Genomic DNA, 18,696 nt, shown 5'->3' on the forward strand with positions numbered 1-18,696 from the left:
CGATGTCCCGAATGCTCGGTAGCCGAGTCAGCGCCCCGAAGATCCGGGTACGTCCCGCAGCATCGTCAGCGCCTCGGCCAGCGTCGCCGGGATGCGTACCCCGGGAGGCAGCAGCTCGGGCGGCCAGCCGGGACCGGCGGCGACCAGCAGCGGCGGCCGCCAGGCGCCGGCCCGTACGGCGGTGAGCTGGGCCGGGTCGCCGGTCGCCGAACGGTGCGACCAGACCACCACGGCCTCGGGGGCGGTCCGGTCCACGGCGTCGACCAGGGCGGTCACCGGCACCCGTGCGCCGAGCAGCCGGCAGTGCACACCGACCTCGGCGAGCGCGGCGGCGAGCGCCTCCAACGGCAGGCTGTGCTGCTCCTCGTCGGCGCAGGAGAGCAGGATCCGGGGTGGCGAGCCGCCGGCCGGCGGTCGGGGTACCGCCGCCAGCGCCTCCGACACGCAGCGGGACAGCAGGTGTTCCACCTCGATGAACGCCGCGCTGGCGGCGTGCCGTTCGCCGATGCCGACCAGCACCGGCCGGAGCATCCGCTCCCAGGTGGCGACCACCCCGCCGGCGTCGATCGCCGCGCCGATGCCCGCCCGCATCGCCAGCGGGTCGAGTCGCATCGCCGCCCGGGCCAGGCCCCGGGCCGCCGGACCGGCCCGACCGACCGCGATCGCCGTGCCTCCGCCGGCCCGCGCCGGCCCGTCCCGGTCCGGCGCCTCCTCGGGTACGGCGCCCCGGCGCGCCCAGTCCGCCGCCTCGGCCGGGGCGATCCCCTCGGCGGTGAGCCGGCGCATCACGTCCAGCCGGTTCAGGTCCTCGACGCTGTACCGCCGGTGCTGGCCCGGCACGTGCCGGGTCGGGCCCAGCCCGTACCGCTGGTGCCAGCTCCGCAGGGTGGTGACGGCGATGCCGAGCCGCCGCGCGACGGCTCCGGCGCTCAACCCGTCATCGGCCACCCGACCGCTCCGCCGGGTTGTCCTCCTGACCCGTGGCGGCCGGGACCTGCTCCCACCGGCCGCGGTTCTCCGCCCGGCGCGGTGGCCCGGACGGGGACGACGGTGTGCCGGCCGGGGACGACGGTGCCGGGCCGGTCAGCCGGTTCAGCACCCCGGCCAGCCACGGGGCGTACGCCTCCGGGTCGGCGTCGAGCCCGGCCCGCAGCTCGTCGGGGTGTACCCAGCGCAGGTCGGCCACCTCGTCCGGGTCGGGCAGCACCGTGCGGTCGGCGTCGAAGTCGCCCCGGAGCACGTGGTCGTACTCGTACTCCACCCGGCCGGTGCCGGGGTCCTCGGCCCGGTAGAGGTACACCCCGATCTCGGTCAGCGGCACCGCCTCGATGCCGAGTTCCTCGCGCAGCCGCCGGCCAGCGGCGGTGTCGAGCGACTGGCCGGGCTCCGGGTGCCCGCAGCAGCTGTTGGCCCAGCGCAGCGGAAACCTGGTCTTGGCGGCGGCCCGCTGCTGGAGCAGAATCCGGCCGGCCGGGTCGACCAGCAGTACGGAGAAGGCCCGGTGCAACTGGCCGGGCGGCCGGTGCGCCTCGTCGACCGTACGGGCCCCGAGCGGGGTACCGGCCTCGTCGACCAGCTCCACCAGGTGCCGCTCCCGGTCGGTCGGGCGGCCCCGCTCCCCGGCGTCGTCGCCCCGGTCGTTCCCGCCACGGCTCGCGGCATCGTCGCTCCGGGCTGCCCCGCCGCTGCGGCGCTCGGTCTCGTCGCCCCGGGCTGGCCCGCCCTTCCGGCCGGCGTCGTCGCTCCGGCCCGGCGTGTCGCGGTCGGCTGTCATCTGCCACCTCCAGTCACCCGGGCGGCGGCGAGCTTCCCGGAGATCATCACCATAGGCACGCCCACCCCGGGCTGCGTGCCGGAACCGACGAACACCACGTTGGGCAGGTCGCGGTGCAGGTTGCCCGGCCGGAACGGGCCGGTCTGCCACAGGTTGTGCGCGGCCGCGAACGGCGTACCGGCGGCCAACCCCGCGTCGGACCAGTCGGCCGGGGTGACGATCCGGAGCACCTCGACGCTGCCGGCCAGCCCGACGTAACCCCGGCGTTCCAGGGTGGTGAGCAGGTCGTCCGCGTACCGGCGGGGTAGGTCGCCGCGCCAGTCCAGCCCGGCGCCCCGGTCGAGGTTGGGCACCGGGGCGAGCACGTAGTAGCCGTGTCGGCCGGCGGGCGCGACCGACGGGTCGGTCCGGCTCGGGTTGGTGACCAGCAGGGACGGGTCCGACATCAGCTCGCCGCGCCGGATCACCTCGTCGAAGGTGCGCCGCCAGGCCCGGCCGAAGTGGATGTTGTGGTGGGCGATGCGCCGGTAGCCCTGCCCGGCGCCGACGTGCAGCACGACGCAGGAGGGCGAGTAGCGCAGCCGCCGCGGTGGCGCACCGTCGGGCAGCAGGTCACGGTATGCCACCGGCAGGTCCGGGTTCAGCACCACCACGTCGGCGGGGACGAACTCGCCGTCGGCGGTGCGTACCCCGGTGGCCCGGCCGGCGGAGGTCTCCACCCGGTCGACCGTGCTGCCGTACCGGATCTGCACGCCGTGCTTCTCGGCCGCACCGGCCAGCGCCCGGGGGACGGCGTGGATGCCGCCGCGCGGGAAGTAGACCCCGGCGACCGAGTCGAGATAGGAGATCACGGTGTAGACGGCGAGCGCGTCGTGCGGGGCGAGGCCGGCGTACATGGCCTGGAAGGAAAAGATCCGCCGGGTACGCGGGTCGGCGAAGAACTGGTCGACCTTGGTCTGCAACCGCCGGAACGCCCCGGCGGCCAGCAGCCGGACCAGGTTGGTGGTGAGCAGGTCGGTCGGGCGGTCCAGGTTGCGGTCGATGAAGTCGGCGCGTTCGAGCTGCCAGAGCCGGCGGGCGTAGTCGACGAACCGCAGATAGCCGTCGGCCTCCCGGGCACCGCAGACCCGGGCGATCTCCGCGGCCATCCGCGCGGTGTCGGTGACGACGTCCAGGGTGGACCCGTCCGGATAGTGCGCCCGGTACGCCGGGTCGAGCGGGACGAGGTCGAGCCAGTCGTCCAGTTCCTCGCCGACCGCCCCGAGCGCCTCGGCGATCAGGTCGGGCATGGTCAGCACGGTCGGTCCGGTGTCGAACTCGTACCCGTCGACGCTGAGCCGGCCGGCCCGCCCGCCCGGGACGGGCTCGCGCTCCAGCACGGTCACCTGGCGTCCGGCGCCGGCCAGGTGCAGGGCGCAGGCGAGGCCGCCCAGGCCGGCGCCGACCACCACCACCCGGTCGGTCCGTCCACGTACGGTTCGCACCCGATCACCTCCTGGAACCGACCATCATCCTGGGTCCAAGGTCAGCAGGGCAGCACTCTTCTCGTTTTTGTACCTGAAAGATCCCTGGTTGATTCCTGGACAGGGCCGCGACCGGCACCTGGGCAGGCCGCGAACCGCGCGCGCGAGAGCCGGTCGAGCGTACCCTGAAGCCTACGAGTTGCGTCGATTGATGCGTCGATTTTAGCCCCTGGAGGGTCGGTGGACACCAGTCTCGGCGGGTCCTATGAACGCTGCCGTGAGCTGCACAGACGGCACGGCCGGACCTACTATCTCGCGACCCGGCTGCTGCCCGCCTGGAAACGACGGCACGTGCACGCGCTCTACGGCTTCACCCGGTACGCCGACGAGATCGTGGACCGGACCGAGGAACTCCCGACCCCGGCCCGGTCCGCTCGGCTCGCCGACTGGTCCGAGCGGTTCCTCGCCGGGCTGCGGGGCGAGCCGGTGACCGATCCGCTGCTGCCGGCCGTGCTGCACACCATCGCCGTCTTCGACCTCGACCGGGCGGACTTCGCCGCCTTCCTGCGCAGCATGGCGATGGACCTGACCGTGCCCAGCTACCCCCGCTACGCCGACCTGCTCGACTACATGGCGGGCTCGGCCGCGGCGATCGGCACGATGATGTTGCCGATCCTGGGCAGCACCGACCCGGCCGCCGCCCGCGAGCCCGCCCGGCAACTCGGCTTCGCCTTCCAGCTCACCAACTTCATCCGGGACGTCGCCGAGGACCTGGCCCGGGGCCGGGTCTACCTGCCGGCCGAGGACCTGGCGAGGTTCGGGGTCACCCCGGCCGACCTGGTCGCCGCCGCGCGGCGAGGGCGGGCCACCCCGCCGATCCGGCAACTGATCGAGTACGAGGTGAGCCGCGCCCGGGAGCACTACGTCGCCGCGGCACCCGGGGTGACCCTGCTCGCACCCGCCTCGCAGTCCTGTATCCGCACCGCCTACCTGCTCTACGGCGGCATCCTCGACGAGGTGGTCGCCGCCGGGTACGACGTCTTCGCCGGTCGGGCCGTCGTGCCGCGCCGACGCCGGGCGGCGGTCGTCGCCCGGGCCCTGCTGACCCCGACCGGCACCCCGCTGGCCGTGCCCGGGGCGCCGACCGGAGTGCGGCGCGGGGCCGCCGAGCCGCTGGCTATCCCTTGAGGCTGCCGGTGGTCAGGCCGGACATGATGTTCCGCTGGAAGATCAGGAAGATCACCACGGTCGGGATCGCGGCGATCACCGAGGCGGCGATCACGACGTTCATCGGCGTACCGCCGGAGAAGGCGTAGATGCCGACGCTGACCGTGCGGGTCTCCGGGGACGGCATCACCAGCTTCGGCCAGAGGAAGTCCTTCCAGACCGCCGTCACCGCGAAGATGGAGACCACCCCGAGGATGGGGCGCGACATCGGCAGGATGATCGACCAGAGCGTGCGCAGCGGCGTCGCCCCGTCCATCACGGCCGCCGCCATCAGGTCCTCCGGGATCGAGTCGAAGAACCGCTTCAGCAGGAAGATGTTGAACGCGTTCGCGACCAGGGGCAGCCAGATCGCGAACGGCGAGTCGAGCAGGTTGATGTGCAGGATCGGCAGGTCGATCACGGTCACGTACTGCGGGACGATCAGGACCATCGCCGGGATCATCAGTGTCGCCAGCATCAGGCCGAGGATCGCGTTGCCGAAGACCGGTCGCAGCTTCGACAGCGAGTACGCCGCGGCGGTGTCCAGGACGAGCTGGAACAGCAGCGCCCCGGCCGCGTAGTAGAACGTGTTGAAGAGCAGCTTCGCCAGGTCGAGGTTGTTCCACGCGTCGGCGTAGTTCTGCGGCTGCGGATCCTGCGGGAAGAGCGTCGGCGGGGTCTGCGCGATCTCCTGGCCGGACTTGAGCGCGCCGGTGACCATCCAGTAGAGCGGACCGAGGAAGACCAGAGTGAACACCACCACGACGGTGGTGAGCAGCACCCAGTAGACGACCTTGCCGCGTCCCCGGCGGAGCTGGGCGGCGGAGATGAGGGTCCGGGTGCCGGAGTCCTGTGCCATTGGTTGCCCGTCCTAGTCCTGTTTCGCGGTCAGCCGCGCGTAGACGGCGGAGAAGCCGGCCAGCACCACGAGCATGATCACGCCGAGCGCCGCCGCGCCGTTGAGGTCGTTCTGGAAGAACCCGTGCTGGTAGATGAGGTACGCCACCGAGGTCGCCGAGTCCTCCGCGCCCGCGCCGTTGGCGAGAATCAGCGGTTCGATGAAGAGCTGCATCGTGGCGACGATCTGGAGCATCGCCAGCAGCAGCAGGATCAGCCGGGTCTGCGGGATGGTCACGTTGAGAATCCGCCGCCAGATCCCGGCGCCGTCCAGCTCGGCCGCCTCGTAGAGTTCGCCGGGGATGTTCTGCAACGCCGCCAGATAGATCAGCACCGCGCTGCCCATGTTCATCCAGGTCGAGGCGATCACCATCGCCGGCATCGTCATCTCCGGGGACTGCATCCACTCCGACGTCGGCAGGTGCAGCGCCTTGAGGATCGCGTTGAAGAGTCCGGCCTCGCTGGGGTCGTAGGCGTAGTACTTGAAGAGGAAGAGCGCCGAGGCCGGCGGCAGCATCACCGGCAGGTAGACCAGGATCCGCAGGTATCCCTTGGCGTGCCGGAACTCGTTGAGCAGGATCGCCACGAAGAACGGCACCGCGTACCCGAGGACGAGTGCCAGGACCGTGAAGTAGACGGTGTTCTTCCAGGCGGGCCAGAAGCTCGGGTCGTCGAGGATCCGCAGGTAGTTGTCCCAGCCCACCCAGGTGGTCTCGCCCCGCCGGGTGCGCTGGAAGCTCATCACGATGCCGCGGATCATCGGGTACCAGGAGAAGACGACGAAGCATGCCACCGCGCCGATCAGGAACGCGTGTCCGGTGAGGTTGTCCCGGACCTTCCGGCCGAGGCCGGTGCTACGTCGTGGCCGTTCCGGGTACGGCCGCACGGCGCGACCCGGCCTGGTGGTACCCGGGGCGGTGGTGGTCGCCAAGGCAACTCCTGGAGAAAGTCGGTGACCGTACGGTGCGGGCGCGGTGGGGGCCGGTCGCGCCGGCCCCCACCGCAGCGGGATCAGCTCTCGGCGGCCAGGAGTTGGTTGACCTTTTCCTCGGCTGTCTTGAGCAGCGCGTCGACGTTCGCGTTCGGGTTGGTCAGCACCCCGGACATCGCGGCGTCGAGCACCGCGTAGATCGCCTGTGCGTTGCGCGGCTCACCCTTGATCGGGACCGGGTTCGCCTCGAAGAGCGCGAAGTTCGCGGTGTCGAGGTTCGCGTTCGCCTTGCGCAGTTCGAGTTCCTGCTTCTGCGCCTCGCTGCCGTTGGCGAAGAGCAGCGGCTGCGGCAGGCCCACCGGGTAGTTCTGCGGCTTGGCCCGTACGTAGTCGAACTGGCCCTTGCCCGGCGTCAGCTTCTGGTACGCGATCCACTTCAGACCGGCCTTGACCTGCTCCGGGGTCAGGCCCTTCTTGAAGAAGTAGCCCTCGCCGCCGCCGAGCGTCCCCTTGGCCGGCCCGTCCTGGCCGGGCATCGGGCCCATCGCCCAGTCCTGGAACTTGCCCTGGAACTGGCTGACGATCGCCTGGGTGGAGTCCGGTGCACCGATGAACATGCCGACCTTGCCGGCGGCGGCGTTGGTCAGCAGGTCGCCCCACTGGAGGAGTTGGCGGGCGCCCATGCTGTTGTCGCCGTACCGCATGTCCTTGAGGTTCTGTAGGACCTGCTGGCCCATCGGGTTGTTGAAGTCGGCCTTCTTGCCGTCCGGGCTGAGGACCTGGCCGCCCTGCGAGTAGAGCAGGGCGGTGAAGTGCCAGCCTCCGGTGTTGCCGGCGCTGTATTCCGAGTAGCCGGCGATGCCGTTGCCGAGGGCCGAGATCTTCTTGGCGGCGGCCCGGACGTCGGCCCAGGTCTTGGGCGGGTTGTTCACGTCCAGTCCGGCCCGCTGGAACAGCACCTTGTTGTAGACCAGGCCCATCGAGTAGTTCTTCACCGGTACGGCGTAGAGCTTGCCGCCGTCGGTGAAGACCTCCTTGAGTGCCGGGTCGACGCTGTCCCAGGTCGGCACGGTCTCCTTGTCGGCGTACTCGGTGATGTCCATCGCCTGACCGGAGTCCAGCACCTGCGCCAGGTCGGTCATGTACCCGTAGAAGACGTCGGTCACGGTGCCGCCGGCGAGCCGGGCGGTGAAGTCCGGCGGGTTGTTGCACTGCTCGCCGACGCTCACGCTCTTGATGACGATGTCGGGGTTCTGCCGCTGGAACTCGGCGACATCGGCGTTCCAGTTCTGCAACAGCTCCTTCTGGGAGCCGACCGGCTGGCAGTCGACCGTGATGGTGACCTTGCCGCCGGCGTCGGAGTTGTCGTCGTCGCTCTTCGTGGAGCATGCCGTGAGGCTGAGTCCCAGGCCGGCCACGAGCGCCAGCGCCGCGACCTTCCGGTACTGCGGTACGGACATCTGTCCATCCCTTCGGGAACGGGAGTCTCCATGACCTGTGCTGATCCGCGGGATCGTCACCGTGGCCGTGCCCTGCTGCTGGTCTGCACCCGCCATGTGACCGGCCCTGGAGCTGTATGGCATCGAGTGTGAGTGGGGTCACTGTAGCGAGGCGAACTCATTTCAGCAAGATATCGATCGTGCTGTGAAAAGACACGACTTGATTACGGCAAATGAAGACAACGGATTGAGGTGTTGTCCGAAATCTTGCCGTTTCAGGGGACTGTTGCGAGGGGTGGAACCCGGACCGCTCGGCGGCAGGCGGGCCGGATCGCTTCGCGGGTACGCGCTCCGGAGCGCCAGAGGGCCCCGCGAACCCGACCGAACGCCGGCAGAACCAGGCCCAAAGAAGACAGACGGCGACCCGGGAACCAACAGGTTGGAATGGAGCCGGGCGCGGACCCAGCTTCCGCCGAGGCTCCGGATCGCCCTGTCGAGGTCCCGACCGCGCGGCGCCGCCTCCAGGGCCGGCTGCCCCTCCCCACGGCCGTGCACCGCTCCGACCGCGTGGCGGGTCGGCCCGGGCAGCCGCACCGTACGTCCCGACCCGGGTAGGACGGTGATCCGATCCACCTGGCTGACCGGGGGCGGATCGGGAAAGCTGGCGGGTATGGCTGAACAGGAGCGGACGCAGGTGAAGGCCGACGAGATCGCGTCCACGGACGTGACGGCGGACGTGGACGTGGTGGTGGTCGGGTTGGGCGTGGGCGGCGAGGAGACGGCGAACCGGCTCGCCGCCGCCGGCCTCTCGGTCGTCGGCATCGAGCGCAATCTCGTCGGCGGCGAGTGCCCGTTCTGGGGATGCGTACCGAGCAAGATCATGATCCGGGCGGCGAACGCGCTGGCCGAGGCGCGCCGGGTCGACCACCTGGCCGGGCAGGCCCGGGTCGAGCCGGACTGGAGCATCGTGGCCAAGCGGATCCGCGAGGAGGCCACCGCCGGCTGGACCGACGACGCCGGGGTCGAGCGGTTCACCTCGAAGGGCGGCCGGTTCGTCCGGGGCTCCGGCCGGCTGGTCGGCCCCGGTCTGGTGCGGGTCGGCGACGAGACGTTCCGGGCCCGGGTCGGCGTCGTGCTGGGTACCGGCACCACCCCGGTGATCCCGCCGGTGCCGGGGCTGGCCGGCACGCCGTACTGGACCAACCGGGAGGCGATGGAACTGGCCGAGCTGCCCGGGTCGGTGGTGGTCCTCGGTGGCGGGGCGATCGGCGCGGAGGTGGCGCAGGTCCTCGCCCGGTTCGGCGTACGGGTCGGCATGGTGGAGGCCGGCGAGCGGGTGCTCGCGCAGGAGGAGCCGGAGTCGTCGGAGCGGGTCGCGGCGGCGCTGCGCGCGGACGGGGTGACGGTGCATACCGGGGCCCGGGCCGAGCGGGTGGAGCACGACGACAGCGGCTTCACCGTGCATCTGGCCGACGGCGACCGACTCCGGGGCGAACGGCTGCTGGTGGCCACCGGCCGGCGGGCCGTACTCGACACGCTCGGCCTGGAGACCGTCGGGCTGGACCCGACGCGGCGGTTCGTGGAGACGGACGACCGGATGCGGGCCGGCGACGGGATCTGGGCGGTCGGCGACCTGACCGGGCACGGTGCCTTCACCCACGTGGCGATGTACCAGGCCGGGATCGCGATCGACGACATCCTGCGCCGGGCCGGCGTGCTCGACGAGGCGGCCGGCGAGCGGCGGGCGGACTACCGGGCGCTGCCCCGGGTGACCTTCACCGATCCCGAGGTGGGTGCGGTCGGACTGACCGAGCGGCAGGCCCGGGACCGGGGGCTGAACGTCCGGACCAGCCTCACCCCGCTCTCCGAGTCCAGCCGTGGCTGGATCCACCAGGTGGGTGACGAGGGCTTCATCAAGCTGGTCGCCGACGTCGACCGGGGCGTACTGGTCGGCGCGACCTCGGCCGGTCCGGTCGGGGGAGAGGTGCTGAGCGCGCTGGCGGTGGCGGTGCATGCCGAGGTGCCGGTGAGCACGCTGGCCGGGATGATCTACGCCTATCCGACCTTCCACCGCGCGATCGAGACGGCGGTGCGCGGTTTGTTGCGGTAACGCGGTTTGTTGCGGCAGCGCGGCGAACTTCAGTTCGGTTTTTGCAACTGCCTGTCGTACTATCGCGGCCGTGACCAGAAGACTCACCGAGGTGGCCCGGAAGGCCGGGGTCAGCGAGGCCACGGTGAGCCGGGTGCTCAACGGCCGGGGCGGTGTCTCCGAGAGCACCCGGGTCGCCGTGCTGACCGCGCTGGACGTGCTCGGTTACGAGCGCCCCAGCAAGCTGCGCGGCGAGCGGGCCCGGTTGGTCGGGCTCGTCCTGCCCGAGTTGCAGAACCCGATCTTCCCGGCCCTGGCCGAGGTGGTCACCGGATCGCTCGCCCAGCGAGGGCTCACCCCGGCGCTCTGCGCCCGCACCATCGGCGGAATCTCCGAGATGGACTACGTGGAGATGCTGCTGGACCACCAGGTCTCCGGGGTGATCTTCGCCGGTGGCTCGTACGCGCTGGCCGACGCCCCGCACGACCACTACCGGCGGCTCACCGACCGGGGCCTGCCGGTCGTACTGGTCAACGCCGGTGTCGACGAGCTGGGCTTCCCGTGCGTGTCGACCGACGACGCGGTGGCGGTCGAGCAGGCGTACGGGCACCTGCGGTCACTCGGCCACGAGCGGATCGGCCTGGTGCTGGGCCCGGCCGACCACGTGCCGTCGCGCCGCAAGCTCGCCGCGATGGCGAACGTCGCCGGCTGGGCCGACGACGAGGAGTGCGTCGAGCGGTCCAGCTTCTCCATGGAGGGGGCCCGGGTCGCGGCGAGCAAGTTGATCGAGCGCGGCGTGACCGGGATCATCTGCGCCAGTGACGTGATGGCGCTCGGCACCATCCGGGCCGCCCGCCGGCTGGGACGGTCGGTGCCGGCCGACATCTCGGTGGTCGGCTTCGACGACTCGGCGTTGATGACCTGCACCGACCCGCCGCTGACCACCGTCCGGCAGCCGATCGAGATGATGGGCCAGGCCGCGGTGGACCTGCTGGTGAACCAGATCGAGGGTGTCGGGGTGCTCACCGACGAGTTGCTCTTCGAGCCCGAACTGGTGGTACGCGGATCCACGGCGCCGGCGCCCGGACACTGACGGATCCGTTACCTGCGCCGAGACCGTCGCGCGGCCCGGTGCCCCGCACGTCGTCGGGCCCGCGGCGCGCCTGCCCGGCCGTGCCACCGCATCCCCGGGCCCACACGTCTCCGGCTGACCCGCCTCGACCGACCCGCCCCGGCTGACCGGGCACTTTCGCGTCCCCGCGCAGGGGTTCCGCCGTGTCCCGGCGCCCTGCTCGGCACAGCTCCGCCGTCCTCCGGAAGCCGGACGACTTAAGTCGTCATCTTTCAGAGTTCTGTCGCATTATTGCGGTGCCGCAATCGAGTTTGTATCGTCATCGGCACGAAACGAGGCACATCAGAGGTCCCATCACACTACGACCGCCCGGACCCAGCGTGCAGGTACCGGTGGACAGCTCACCGGACCGATCCAGAGAGCAGGTACTCGTGTCCACATCAGAGCGCCGCCGCCGGTGGTGGCGAGACGCGGTGATCTACCAGGTCTACCCGCGCAGCTTCGCCGACGACAACGGCGACGGCATCGGCGACATCGCCGGCATCCGGAAGCGGCTGGGCTACCTGTCCGGGCTGGGCGTCGACGCCATCTGGTTCGGTCCCTGGTATCCGTCGCCGATGGCCGACGCCGGCTACGACGTCTCCGACTTCCGGGCCGTCGAGCCGGTCTTCGGCACGCTCGCCGAGGTGGAGGAGCTGATCGCCGAGGCGCACGGTCAGGGCCTGCGGATCATCGCCGACCTGGTGCCGAACCACTGCTCGGACCGGCATCCGTGGTTCCAGGCCGCGCTGGCCGGTGGCCCGGGTGCGCCGGAACGGGAGCTGTTCTGGTTCCGTCCCGGCCGCGGCCCGGACGGCGACCAGCCGCCGACCGACTGGGTCGGCGAGTTCGGCGGCCAGACCTGGACCCGGACCACCAACCCGGACGGCACCCCGGGCGACTGGTACCTGCACCTCTTCGCCGCCGAGCAGCCCGACTTCAACTGGGACCATCCCCGGGTACGTGCCGAGTTCGAGGAGATCCTGCGGTTCTGGTTCGACCGGGGTGTGGACGGCATCCGGATCGACTCGGCGGCGCTGCTGCTCAAGGACGCCACCCTGCCCGAGGTGATGGAGGGGGCGGCGCATCCGTTCCACGACCTGGACGGGGTGCACGACATCTACCGGAGCTGGCGGCGGATCGCCGACAGCTACCCGGAGCCACGGGCCCTGATCGGCGAGGTGTGGCTGCCGGACCGGCAGCGGTTCACCAACTACCTGCGCCCGGACGAACTGCACACCGCGTTCAACTTCGACTTCCTCACCTGCGCCTGGGACGCGGCCAAACTGCGGGAGAGCATCGACGGCACGCTCGCCGAGCACGCCCCGATCGGTGCCCCGGCCACCTGGGTGCTCTCCAACCACGACGTGACCCGGGTGGTCACCCGGTACGGCCGGGCCGACACCACGTTCAGCTTCGCCAGCAAGCGCGAGGGGACGTACACCGACCTGGAACTGGGTACGGTGCGGGCCCGGGCCGCCGCGCTGCTCTCGCTCTCCCTGCCCGGTGCCGCGTACGTCTACCAGGGCGAGGAGCTGGGGCTCTGGGAGGTCGAGGACATCCCACCGGCGCTGCGGCAGGACCCGATGTATCCGCGCTCCGGATTCGTCGACCCCGGCCGGGACGGCTGCCGGGTGCCGCTGCCGTGGTCGGGTGACACGGCGCCGTTCGGGTTCAGCCCGGACGACGCGTCGACCTCGCCCTGGCTGCCGCAGCCGGCCGCCTGGAAGGACCAGACCGTGCAGGCGCAGACCGACGACCCGCACTCGATGCTGGAGCTGTACCGCGAGGCGATCCGGATCCGCCGGAACCTGCCGGCCCTCGGCGACGGCACGCTGCGCTGGCTGCCGGCGCCGGACGGGGTACTGGCCTTCGCCCGCGACCCCGGGTTCGCCTGCGTGGTGAACCTCTCCGAGGCTCCGGTGGAGCTTCCGCCGCATCAGAGCCGCCTGCTGGCCAGCCGGCCGGTGGACGGTGATCTGCTGCCCTCCGACACCGCCGTCTGGCTGCGTACCGCCGACCCCAGTTGACGGTGCGCGCGCCGGCCGTGGCCACCGCCCGCGGTGGCGCTGGCACCGGTGAGTACGCCGACCTCACCGGTGTCGCGGTGGTGCACGCCGGCGGTGGGGACGCCGACCCCGCCGCCGGCGGGCTCACCGGCCCGGTAGCCCCGCCGGCCCTTCCCGGCCGCTGGGAGTTGCCCGGCGCTACTACGGTGGGCCGGAGCTGACCAGGGAGGATGGCCGGATGGGAAAGACGTACGACCGGATCGACGGCAGGCTCCGCAGCTTCATCGAGGCGCAGAAGGTCTTCTTCGTGGCGACCGCGCCGCTCGCCGCCGACGGGCACGTCAACCTCTCGCCCAAGGGGCTCGCCGGGTCGCTGGCGGTGCTCGACGAGCAGACCGTGGCATATCTCGACTTCGGCGGCAGCGGGGCGGAGACCGTCGCGCACCTGCGGGAGAACGGGCGGATAACGCTCATGTGGTGCGCTTTCGACGGGCCGCCGAACATCGTCCGGGTGCACGGCCAGGGCGAGGCGGTGTTCCGGGACGATCCCCGGTGGGCGGAGCTGATCCGGCACTTCCCGGAGCAGGCCGGCGCGCCGGGTCTGCGGGCGATCGTGCTGGTCAGCGCGGGGCGGATCAGCGACAGTTGCGGCTACTCCGTCCCGTTCATGGACTATCGCGAGGAGCGGACGCTGCACGCCGACTACTTCGGCCGGAAGACCGACGAGGAGTTCGCCGCGTACTGCGAGCGGAAGGACCACGTCGGCAGCAGCATCGACGGCCTGCCCGCGCTGCCGCTCCCGCTGCCGCCGCTGCCGGTCTGAGCCGCCCGCCGGCCCGGCCTCACGCCGGGCTGTACGACCCGTGCCGGCCCTCGCCGGAGGTGAACCGGGCCACCCCCTCGGTGGCGTCGGTGGCGAGCGAGTTCATCCCGTACGCCAGCTCGGTGCGCATCGCCTCGTCCTCCGGCCGGCCGGCGGCGGCCAGCGTGGAGAGCCGGTCGTTGCGCAGGCAGGTCTGCGGGAAATTGGCGATCTCGGCGGCCAGCGCCTCGGCGGCGGCCCGTGCCTCGCCCGGCTCGACGAGCCGGTTGACCAGCCCCATCTCGTACGCCTCCGGAGCCGGCACGGGGCGGCCGGTGAGGATCAGGTCCATCGCCCGGCTCTGCCCGATCAGCCGGGCCAGCCGCACCGTCCCGCCGTCGATCAGCGGTACGCCCCAGCGGCGGCTGAACACCCCGAAGACCGCGTCGGACTCGGCGACCCGCAGGTCGCACCAGAGCGCCAGCTCCAGCCCGCCCGCGACGGCGTACCCCGAGACGGCGGCGATCACCGGCTTGCCGAGTCGCATCCGGGTGGGGCCCATCGGGCCGTCACCCTCCGGCTCGACCCGGTTGCCGCTGGGCGTGGTGATCGCCTTCAGATCGGCGCCGGAGCAGAACGTGCCACCCTCGCCCCAGAGCACCGCCACCGAGGCCCGCGTGTCGGCGTCGAAGCCCCGGAACGCGGCGGCCAACTCCCGCGCGGTCGGGCCGTCCACCGCGTTCCTGGTCTCCGGCCGGGACAGTACGACCGTCCGCACCGGACCGTTCTCCTCGACTCGTACGCCCACCGGACAAGGATGCCCGCACCGGACCCCGCTGCGCATCCCCCGATCTCGTCACCGGCTCCGGTCAGCCGGACCGGGCGGGCCGGCCGGTGATCGCGCCCAGCGAGGCGGCGACGACACAGCCGATGCCGAGCAGTTGCGGCCAGCCCAGCGTCTCGTGCAGCAGGGTCAGCCCGACCAGCGCCGCCACCGCCGGCTCCAGGCTGAGCAGTACCGCGAAGACCCGGGCCGGCATCCGGCGCAGCGCCGCCATCTCGGCCGAGTACGGCAGCACCGAGGAGAGCAGCGCGACCCCGAGCCCGAGCGTCATGGTCCACGGGTCGAACAGTGCCGAACCGCTGCCGGCCACCCCGAACGGCAGTACGCAGACCGCCCCGACCGCCATCCCCAGGGCCAGCCCCCGACTCCCGCCCAGCCGGGTGCTGACCGCCTTGCCAAGCACGACGTAACCGGCCCAGCCCAGCGCGACGAGCCCGCAGCAGAGCAGCGCGGTCGCGTCGAGCCGGCCCGTACCCCCGGAGCCGGTCAGGGCGCCGAGGTCGAGCAGCCCGGCGAGCAGTGCCACCCCGAGCCCGGCCAGGGCCACCCAGCCGAGGTCCCGGAGCCGGCGGCTGGCCGCGACCGAGACCAGCAGCGGACCGGTGAACGCGATGGTGACCGCGATGCCGAGCGGCACCCGTTGCAGGGCGGTGTAGAAGGCGAGGTTCATCCCGGCCATCGCCACCCCGAACGCCGCGACCAGCCCGGCGGTGCGCCACCCGAGCCGCAGCGCTGGCCGGACCACCGCGAGCAGCACCAGGGCGCCGAAGCCGAGCCGCAGCGCGGTCGTACCGCCGGGGCTGGTGGTGCGGAACAGTTGGGTGGCGATCGCCGCGCCGACCTGGGTGGAGACCATGCCGAGCAGCATCAGCAGCGGCGGCGGCACCGCGTCCGGCCCGACCAGGGCGGCGAGCCGACCCGCGCCGGCCGGCGCCGGCTCCGCCCCTGACGGGCCCACGGTGCAGGTGTACGTCCCGGACATGCCGATCATCCTCCGGCCCGGGCCGCCCCGGAGGCGAGCGGGTTACCGGCCGGTGAGCGTGTCGAAGCCGTCGGCGGCCAGTTCGGCCAGCTCGTCGAGGGCCTGTCGGGCCCGGGCCGCCGTGGCCGGATCCCGTTCGGGCAGGCCGCTGGCGAGGAACTCGTCCTCGTCGAGCCGGAGCACCCGGCTCAGGTCGGCGGACGCCCACAGGTCGAGGTCGAGGTCAGGTACCACGACCACACCGTCCCGCACGGTCGCCGGCCGAGCCACGTCGCAGTACCAGCCCTTGAGCGTGCCGGCGGCGTCGTAGACCTCCTTGACCGAGTACCACCGGTCCCGCCAGTAGTGCTCGGTCCAGACGTCACCCGGCTCGAACCGGACGAAGCCCATGTCCCGGACCACGTCGTCGGCCCAGGGTGCCCGGACCGCCAGGTGGATGCCGTCGTCGGAGAGCACCGACGCGGGATAGCGCAGGTCGGGGCGGGGCGCCTTGACCAGATGGATCGTCACCGGCTGGCCGACCGCGAGGATCTCGCCGTCGTGGTCGTAGCCGCCGTCCCGGACCGTCATGCCCTACCGCTCCCGCCGCTGGTGCCGTCGCGGCCGACGGTACCGGACCCTCGGGCGGTGCGTCCGGGTCGGTCAGGAGGGCGGCGAGAAGGGCCACTCCTCGAACGCCGCGCACCGGCCGTCCCCGGCGAAGGTCATGATCCAGAGATCGCGGAACTCCTCGCCGTTGCCGTACCGGACCTCGATCCGGGCCACCCCGACGTCGCCGTCCACCGCCACGATCTCGCTGGTCATCTCGAACTCCTCGTCCGGGCCCTCCCGCTCGGCCTCCCACATCTCGCCGATGTCCCGCAGGCCGACCACCGGCTCCCGGTACGGCCCCGGCAGGTAGCTCGCGTTCGGGGTGAAGAGCGCGGAGAGGGGTTCGGTTCCCGGCGTACGCCAGGCCCGCTCGTAGCCGACGATCCAGTCCTGCACCCGAGTCCGGTCCATGGCGCTTTACTGTGCCACCGGCAGTTGCCCGAGGCCCGCCCCTTTCCGGCTCCGTACCCGAAAGGCCCCATCGCCGGTTCCGTACCCCGGAAAGGCCCACCCCCGGCACGGCGGGTCAGGCCGCCTGGCGGCCGGCGACCCGCTCGATCGGCCGCAGCGGCGGGCTGGCCGTCCCCGAGCCGGCGGCGATCCCGGCGAGCAGGTCCCGCAGCGCGTCCCGGGCATCCCGCCGGGGCCGCCAGCCCAACTCCCGTTCCGCCCGGGAGCAGTCCAGCAGCGGCACCGCCGCACCCATCTCCAGCCAGCCCTCGTCCACCGGCACCAGCCGGGTCCGCCAGGCGGCCCGGCTCAGCAACCGGAGCAGTCCCAGCGGCAGCGGCGCCGCCCAGCCGCCCAGTTCCGCCGCGACCAGCGGCCCATCGACCACCGGTTCGGCGGCGATGTTGAACGCGCCGGTCCGGTCGCTGCGCAACGCCCGCAGGTACGCCTCGGCGGCGTCGTCGGCGTGCACCACCTGGACCCGGAGCCGCCGGTGCCGGGGCACCACCGGCAGCCGGCCCGAGCGGAGCAGCGAGACCGGGGCGAACCGGCCAAGGAAGTACCGGGTGATCTCGGCTCCGGCGTCGTGCTGGAGGACCAGCGCGGTACGCAGCCGGGTGACCCGGAGCACCGGATAGTCCCGCTCGGCGTCGACGAGCATCGCCTCCACGGCCGCCTTGTCGACGCTGTAGCCGGATCGCCCGACGCCGGTGACCGGCCAGTTCTCGTCGACCCGCCGGTCCTTCGGCCCCGGGGCGTACGTTCCGATCGAGGAGGCGTACACCAGCTTCGGTACGCCGGCCGCCAGCATCGCGTTGACGACGTGCCGGCTGCCGTTGATGTTGGTCTGGCGCAGCCGCGCCCGCTGGTGACTGGGCTGGACCTGCCAGGCCAGGTGCACCACGGCGTCCGTCCCGGCCAGCCGTTCGGCGAGCGGATGCAGGCAGGCCGGGTCCCCGAGGTCGGCGGCGTGCCACCGTACCCCGTCGTAGGGCGGCCCGGCATCCGGCGGCGGGCAGCGCCGGACGATGCCGATCACCTCGACGTCCGGCTCGCGGGCCAGCCGACGCAGCAACGCCGTACCGACGTTGCCGGTGGCTCCGGTGATGGCGATCCGCATGTCGGCCGGTCTACCCCGAGTGCTTCCCGGTAACCCGTCCGGGGGTATCCGGCTGATCCGCGAGGACGCGAGGTTTGTCCGGCCGCGCGGCGGGTAGTCCGGCTCGGTGCGAGCGATCCTGAGACTTGAGCAGGCGACCGGCCTGGACCGGACGGCGGAACGCATGCAGCGGATCGTCGCCGGGGCGATCCGGTCGCAGCGGCTGCGTGACCTCCTGCACGGGGTGCCGATCGGCCATCCGCTGCACCCGGCACTGGTCCAGGTGCCGATCGGCGCCTGGCTGAGTACGGCCGTGCTCGACCTGATGCCCCACCAGCGGCGGGCCGCCACCACCCTGGTGGCGATCGGTACGGCCGCCGCGGTGCCGACCGCGATCTCCGGGTGGAACGACTGGGGGTCGCTCTCCCGGGAGCAGCAGCGGGTCGGTCTGGTGCACGCGCTCGCCAACGGCATGGCCATCGCGCTGTACGCCGGCTCGCTGGCCGCCCGACTGACCGGGCGGCACGGCCTCGGCCGTACCCTCGGCTACCTCGGCATGGCCGCGGTGGGCAGCGGCGGATTCCTCGGCGGGCACCTCGCCTACAAGCAGGCGGCGAGTGTCAACCAGGGGGTGCCGGACCTGCGCCGGATCGAGGACGGCTGGCACGCGGTGGCGGACATGTCCGCCCTGCCGCAGAACAAGCTGCTGACCCGCCGGATCGACGACATCGCGGTCGTCGTCTACCGGGACGGCGACGACGTCACGGTGATGCTGGAGCGGTGCGCCCACCAGAGCGGCCCGCTCGGCGCCGGCCAGGTCGTCCGGGAGAACGGGCGTACCTGCGTGAAGTGCCCCTGGCACGGCAGCACGTTCGAGCTGGACGGCGGCGAGGTGGTGCACGGCCCGGCCAGCAGCGACCAGCAGGTCCTGCCCACCCGGGTGGTCGGCGGCGTCCTACAGACCCGCCTCCCCTGAGGATCGCCAACACTCGATCGCTACGGTCTGCCC

18 protein-coding genes are annotated in these 18,696 nt (G+C 72.3%); 7 read left to right on the forward strand and 11 right to left on the reverse strand.

From position 1 onward, the window contains the following. Window positions 1–27: 27 nt before the first annotated feature. From ACQEVC_RS10220 to crtI, 3 genes are all read right to left on the reverse strand, one after another. Entirely contained in the window at window positions 28–948 is a 921-nt protein-coding gene (locus tag ACQEVC_RS10220; RefSeq protein WP_432875563.1) for a MerR family transcriptional regulator, read from the reverse strand. Next, on the reverse strand, window positions 938–1,585 hold the full coding sequence (gene idi, locus ACQEVC_RS10225) for an isopentenyl-diphosphate Delta-isomerase (protein ID WP_432891257.1): 648 nt from the start codon (window positions 1,583–1,585) through the stop codon (window positions 938–940). Before idi ends, ACQEVC_RS10220 begins: the two co-directional genes overlap by 11 nt. Window positions 1,586–1,770: 185 nt before the next feature. Beyond that, the gene (gene crtI, locus ACQEVC_RS10230) at window positions 1,771–3,258 is read right to left on the reverse strand and encodes a phytoene desaturase family protein (RefSeq protein ID WP_432875566.1); all 1,488 of its coding nucleotides are present in this window, start codon (window positions 3,256–3,258) and stop codon (window positions 1,771–1,773) included. A 219-nt stretch (window positions 3,259–3,477) separates the two neighbouring features. Here crtI and ACQEVC_RS10235 point away from each other — a divergent pair, with 219 nt between their 5' ends. After that, on the forward strand, window positions 3,478–4,425 hold the full coding sequence (locus tag ACQEVC_RS10235; protein ID WP_432875569.1) for a phytoene/squalene synthase family protein: 948 nt from the start codon (window positions 3,478–3,480) through the stop codon (window positions 4,423–4,425). Here ACQEVC_RS10235 and ACQEVC_RS10240 read toward each other — a convergent pair. From ACQEVC_RS10240 to ACQEVC_RS10250, 3 genes are all read right to left on the reverse strand, one after another. After that, window positions 4,415–5,302 carry a carbohydrate ABC transporter permease gene (locus ACQEVC_RS10240; protein ID WP_432875572.1) on the reverse strand — a complete coding sequence of 296 codons (888 nt, stop codon included), beginning with the start codon at window positions 5,300–5,302 and terminating at the stop codon, window positions 4,415–4,417. The genes ACQEVC_RS10235 and ACQEVC_RS10240 overlap by 11 nt on opposite strands. 12 nt (window positions 5,303–5,314) lie before the next feature. Next, the gene (locus ACQEVC_RS10245) at window positions 5,315–6,271 is read right to left on the reverse strand and encodes a carbohydrate ABC transporter permease (RefSeq protein ID WP_318399034.1); all 957 of its coding nucleotides are present in this window, start codon (window positions 6,269–6,271) and stop codon (window positions 5,315–5,317) included. A gap of 80 nt (window positions 6,272–6,351) precedes the next feature. After that, window positions 6,352–7,731, reverse strand: a complete 1,380-nt coding sequence (locus ACQEVC_RS10250; protein WP_432875575.1) for an ABC transporter substrate-binding protein — start codon at window positions 7,729–7,731, stop codon at window positions 6,352–6,354. Between the two features lie 649 nt (window positions 7,732–8,380). Here ACQEVC_RS10250 and ACQEVC_RS10255 point away from each other — a divergent pair. From ACQEVC_RS10255 to ACQEVC_RS10275, 5 genes are all read left to right on the forward strand, one after another. Further along, complete coding sequence (locus ACQEVC_RS10255) at window positions 8,381–9,820, forward strand: dihydrolipoyl dehydrogenase family protein (RefSeq protein ID WP_432875577.1); 1,440 nt, start codon at window positions 8,381–8,383, stop codon at window positions 9,818–9,820. 70 nt (window positions 9,821–9,890) lie between these two features. Then, window positions 9,891–10,892: a LacI family DNA-binding transcriptional regulator gene (locus ACQEVC_RS10260; protein ID WP_107262679.1), complete on the forward strand. Its 1,002-nt coding sequence runs from the start codon at window positions 9,891–9,893 to the stop codon at window positions 10,890–10,892. A 410-nt stretch (window positions 10,893–11,302) separates the two neighbouring features. Next, window positions 11,303–12,940 (forward strand): glycoside hydrolase family 13 protein, encoded by a 1,638-nt coding sequence (locus ACQEVC_RS10265; RefSeq protein ID WP_432875579.1) that lies wholly within the window; start codon window positions 11,303–11,305, stop codon window positions 12,938–12,940. A gap of 17 nt (window positions 12,941–12,957) precedes the next feature. Then, the gene (locus ACQEVC_RS10270) at window positions 12,958–13,140 is read left to right on the forward strand and encodes a hypothetical protein (protein ID WP_432875581.1); all 183 of its coding nucleotides are present in this window, start codon (window positions 12,958–12,960) and stop codon (window positions 13,138–13,140) included. Between the two features lie 17 nt (window positions 13,141–13,157). After that, the gene (locus tag ACQEVC_RS10275; protein ID WP_432875583.1) at window positions 13,158–13,742 is read left to right on the forward strand and encodes a pyridoxamine 5'-phosphate oxidase family protein; all 585 of its coding nucleotides are present in this window, start codon (window positions 13,158–13,160) and stop codon (window positions 13,740–13,742) included. Window positions 13,743–13,761: 19 nt separating this feature from the next. Here the strand turns inward: ACQEVC_RS10275 and ACQEVC_RS10280 are convergent, their stop codons facing one another. From ACQEVC_RS10280 to ACQEVC_RS10300, 5 genes are all read right to left on the reverse strand, one after another. After that, window positions 13,762–14,529 carry a crotonase/enoyl-CoA hydratase family protein gene (locus ACQEVC_RS10280; RefSeq protein WP_432875585.1) on the reverse strand — a complete coding sequence of 256 codons (768 nt, stop codon included), beginning with the start codon at window positions 14,527–14,529 and terminating at the stop codon, window positions 13,762–13,764. Between the two features lie 61 nt (window positions 14,530–14,590). Continuing rightward, window positions 14,591–15,547, reverse strand: a complete 957-nt coding sequence (locus ACQEVC_RS10285) for an EamA family transporter (RefSeq protein ID WP_432875587.1) — start codon at window positions 15,545–15,547, stop codon at window positions 14,591–14,593. Window positions 15,548–15,589: 42 nt separating this feature from the next. Continuing rightward, complete coding sequence (locus tag ACQEVC_RS10290) at window positions 15,590–16,117, reverse strand: DUF402 domain-containing protein (RefSeq protein ID WP_432875589.1); 528 nt, start codon at window positions 16,115–16,117, stop codon at window positions 15,590–15,592. Window positions 16,118–16,189: 72 nt separating this feature from the next. Beyond that, the gene (locus ACQEVC_RS10295; protein WP_432875591.1) at window positions 16,190–16,549 is read right to left on the reverse strand and encodes a nuclear transport factor 2 family protein; all 360 of its coding nucleotides are present in this window, start codon (window positions 16,547–16,549) and stop codon (window positions 16,190–16,192) included. 115 nt (window positions 16,550–16,664) lie between these two features. Further along, window positions 16,665–17,708 (reverse strand): NAD-dependent epimerase/dehydratase family protein, encoded by a 1,044-nt coding sequence (locus tag ACQEVC_RS10300; RefSeq protein WP_432875594.1) that lies wholly within the window; start codon window positions 17,706–17,708, stop codon window positions 16,665–16,667. Between the two features lie 106 nt (window positions 17,709–17,814). Here ACQEVC_RS10300 and ACQEVC_RS10305 point away from each other — a divergent pair, with 106 nt between their 5' ends. Next, window positions 17,815–18,663 carry a Rieske 2Fe-2S domain-containing protein gene (locus ACQEVC_RS10305; RefSeq protein ID WP_432875596.1) on the forward strand — a complete coding sequence of 283 codons (849 nt, stop codon included), beginning with the start codon at window positions 17,815–17,817 and terminating at the stop codon, window positions 18,661–18,663. The last annotated feature ends 33 nt before the right edge of the window (window positions 18,664–18,696 follow it).

The sequence above is a fragment of the Plantactinospora sp. CA-294935 genome (assembly GCF_050936445.1).
Classification (GTDB): domain Bacteria; phylum Actinomycetota; class Actinomycetes; order Mycobacteriales; family Micromonosporaceae; genus Plantactinospora.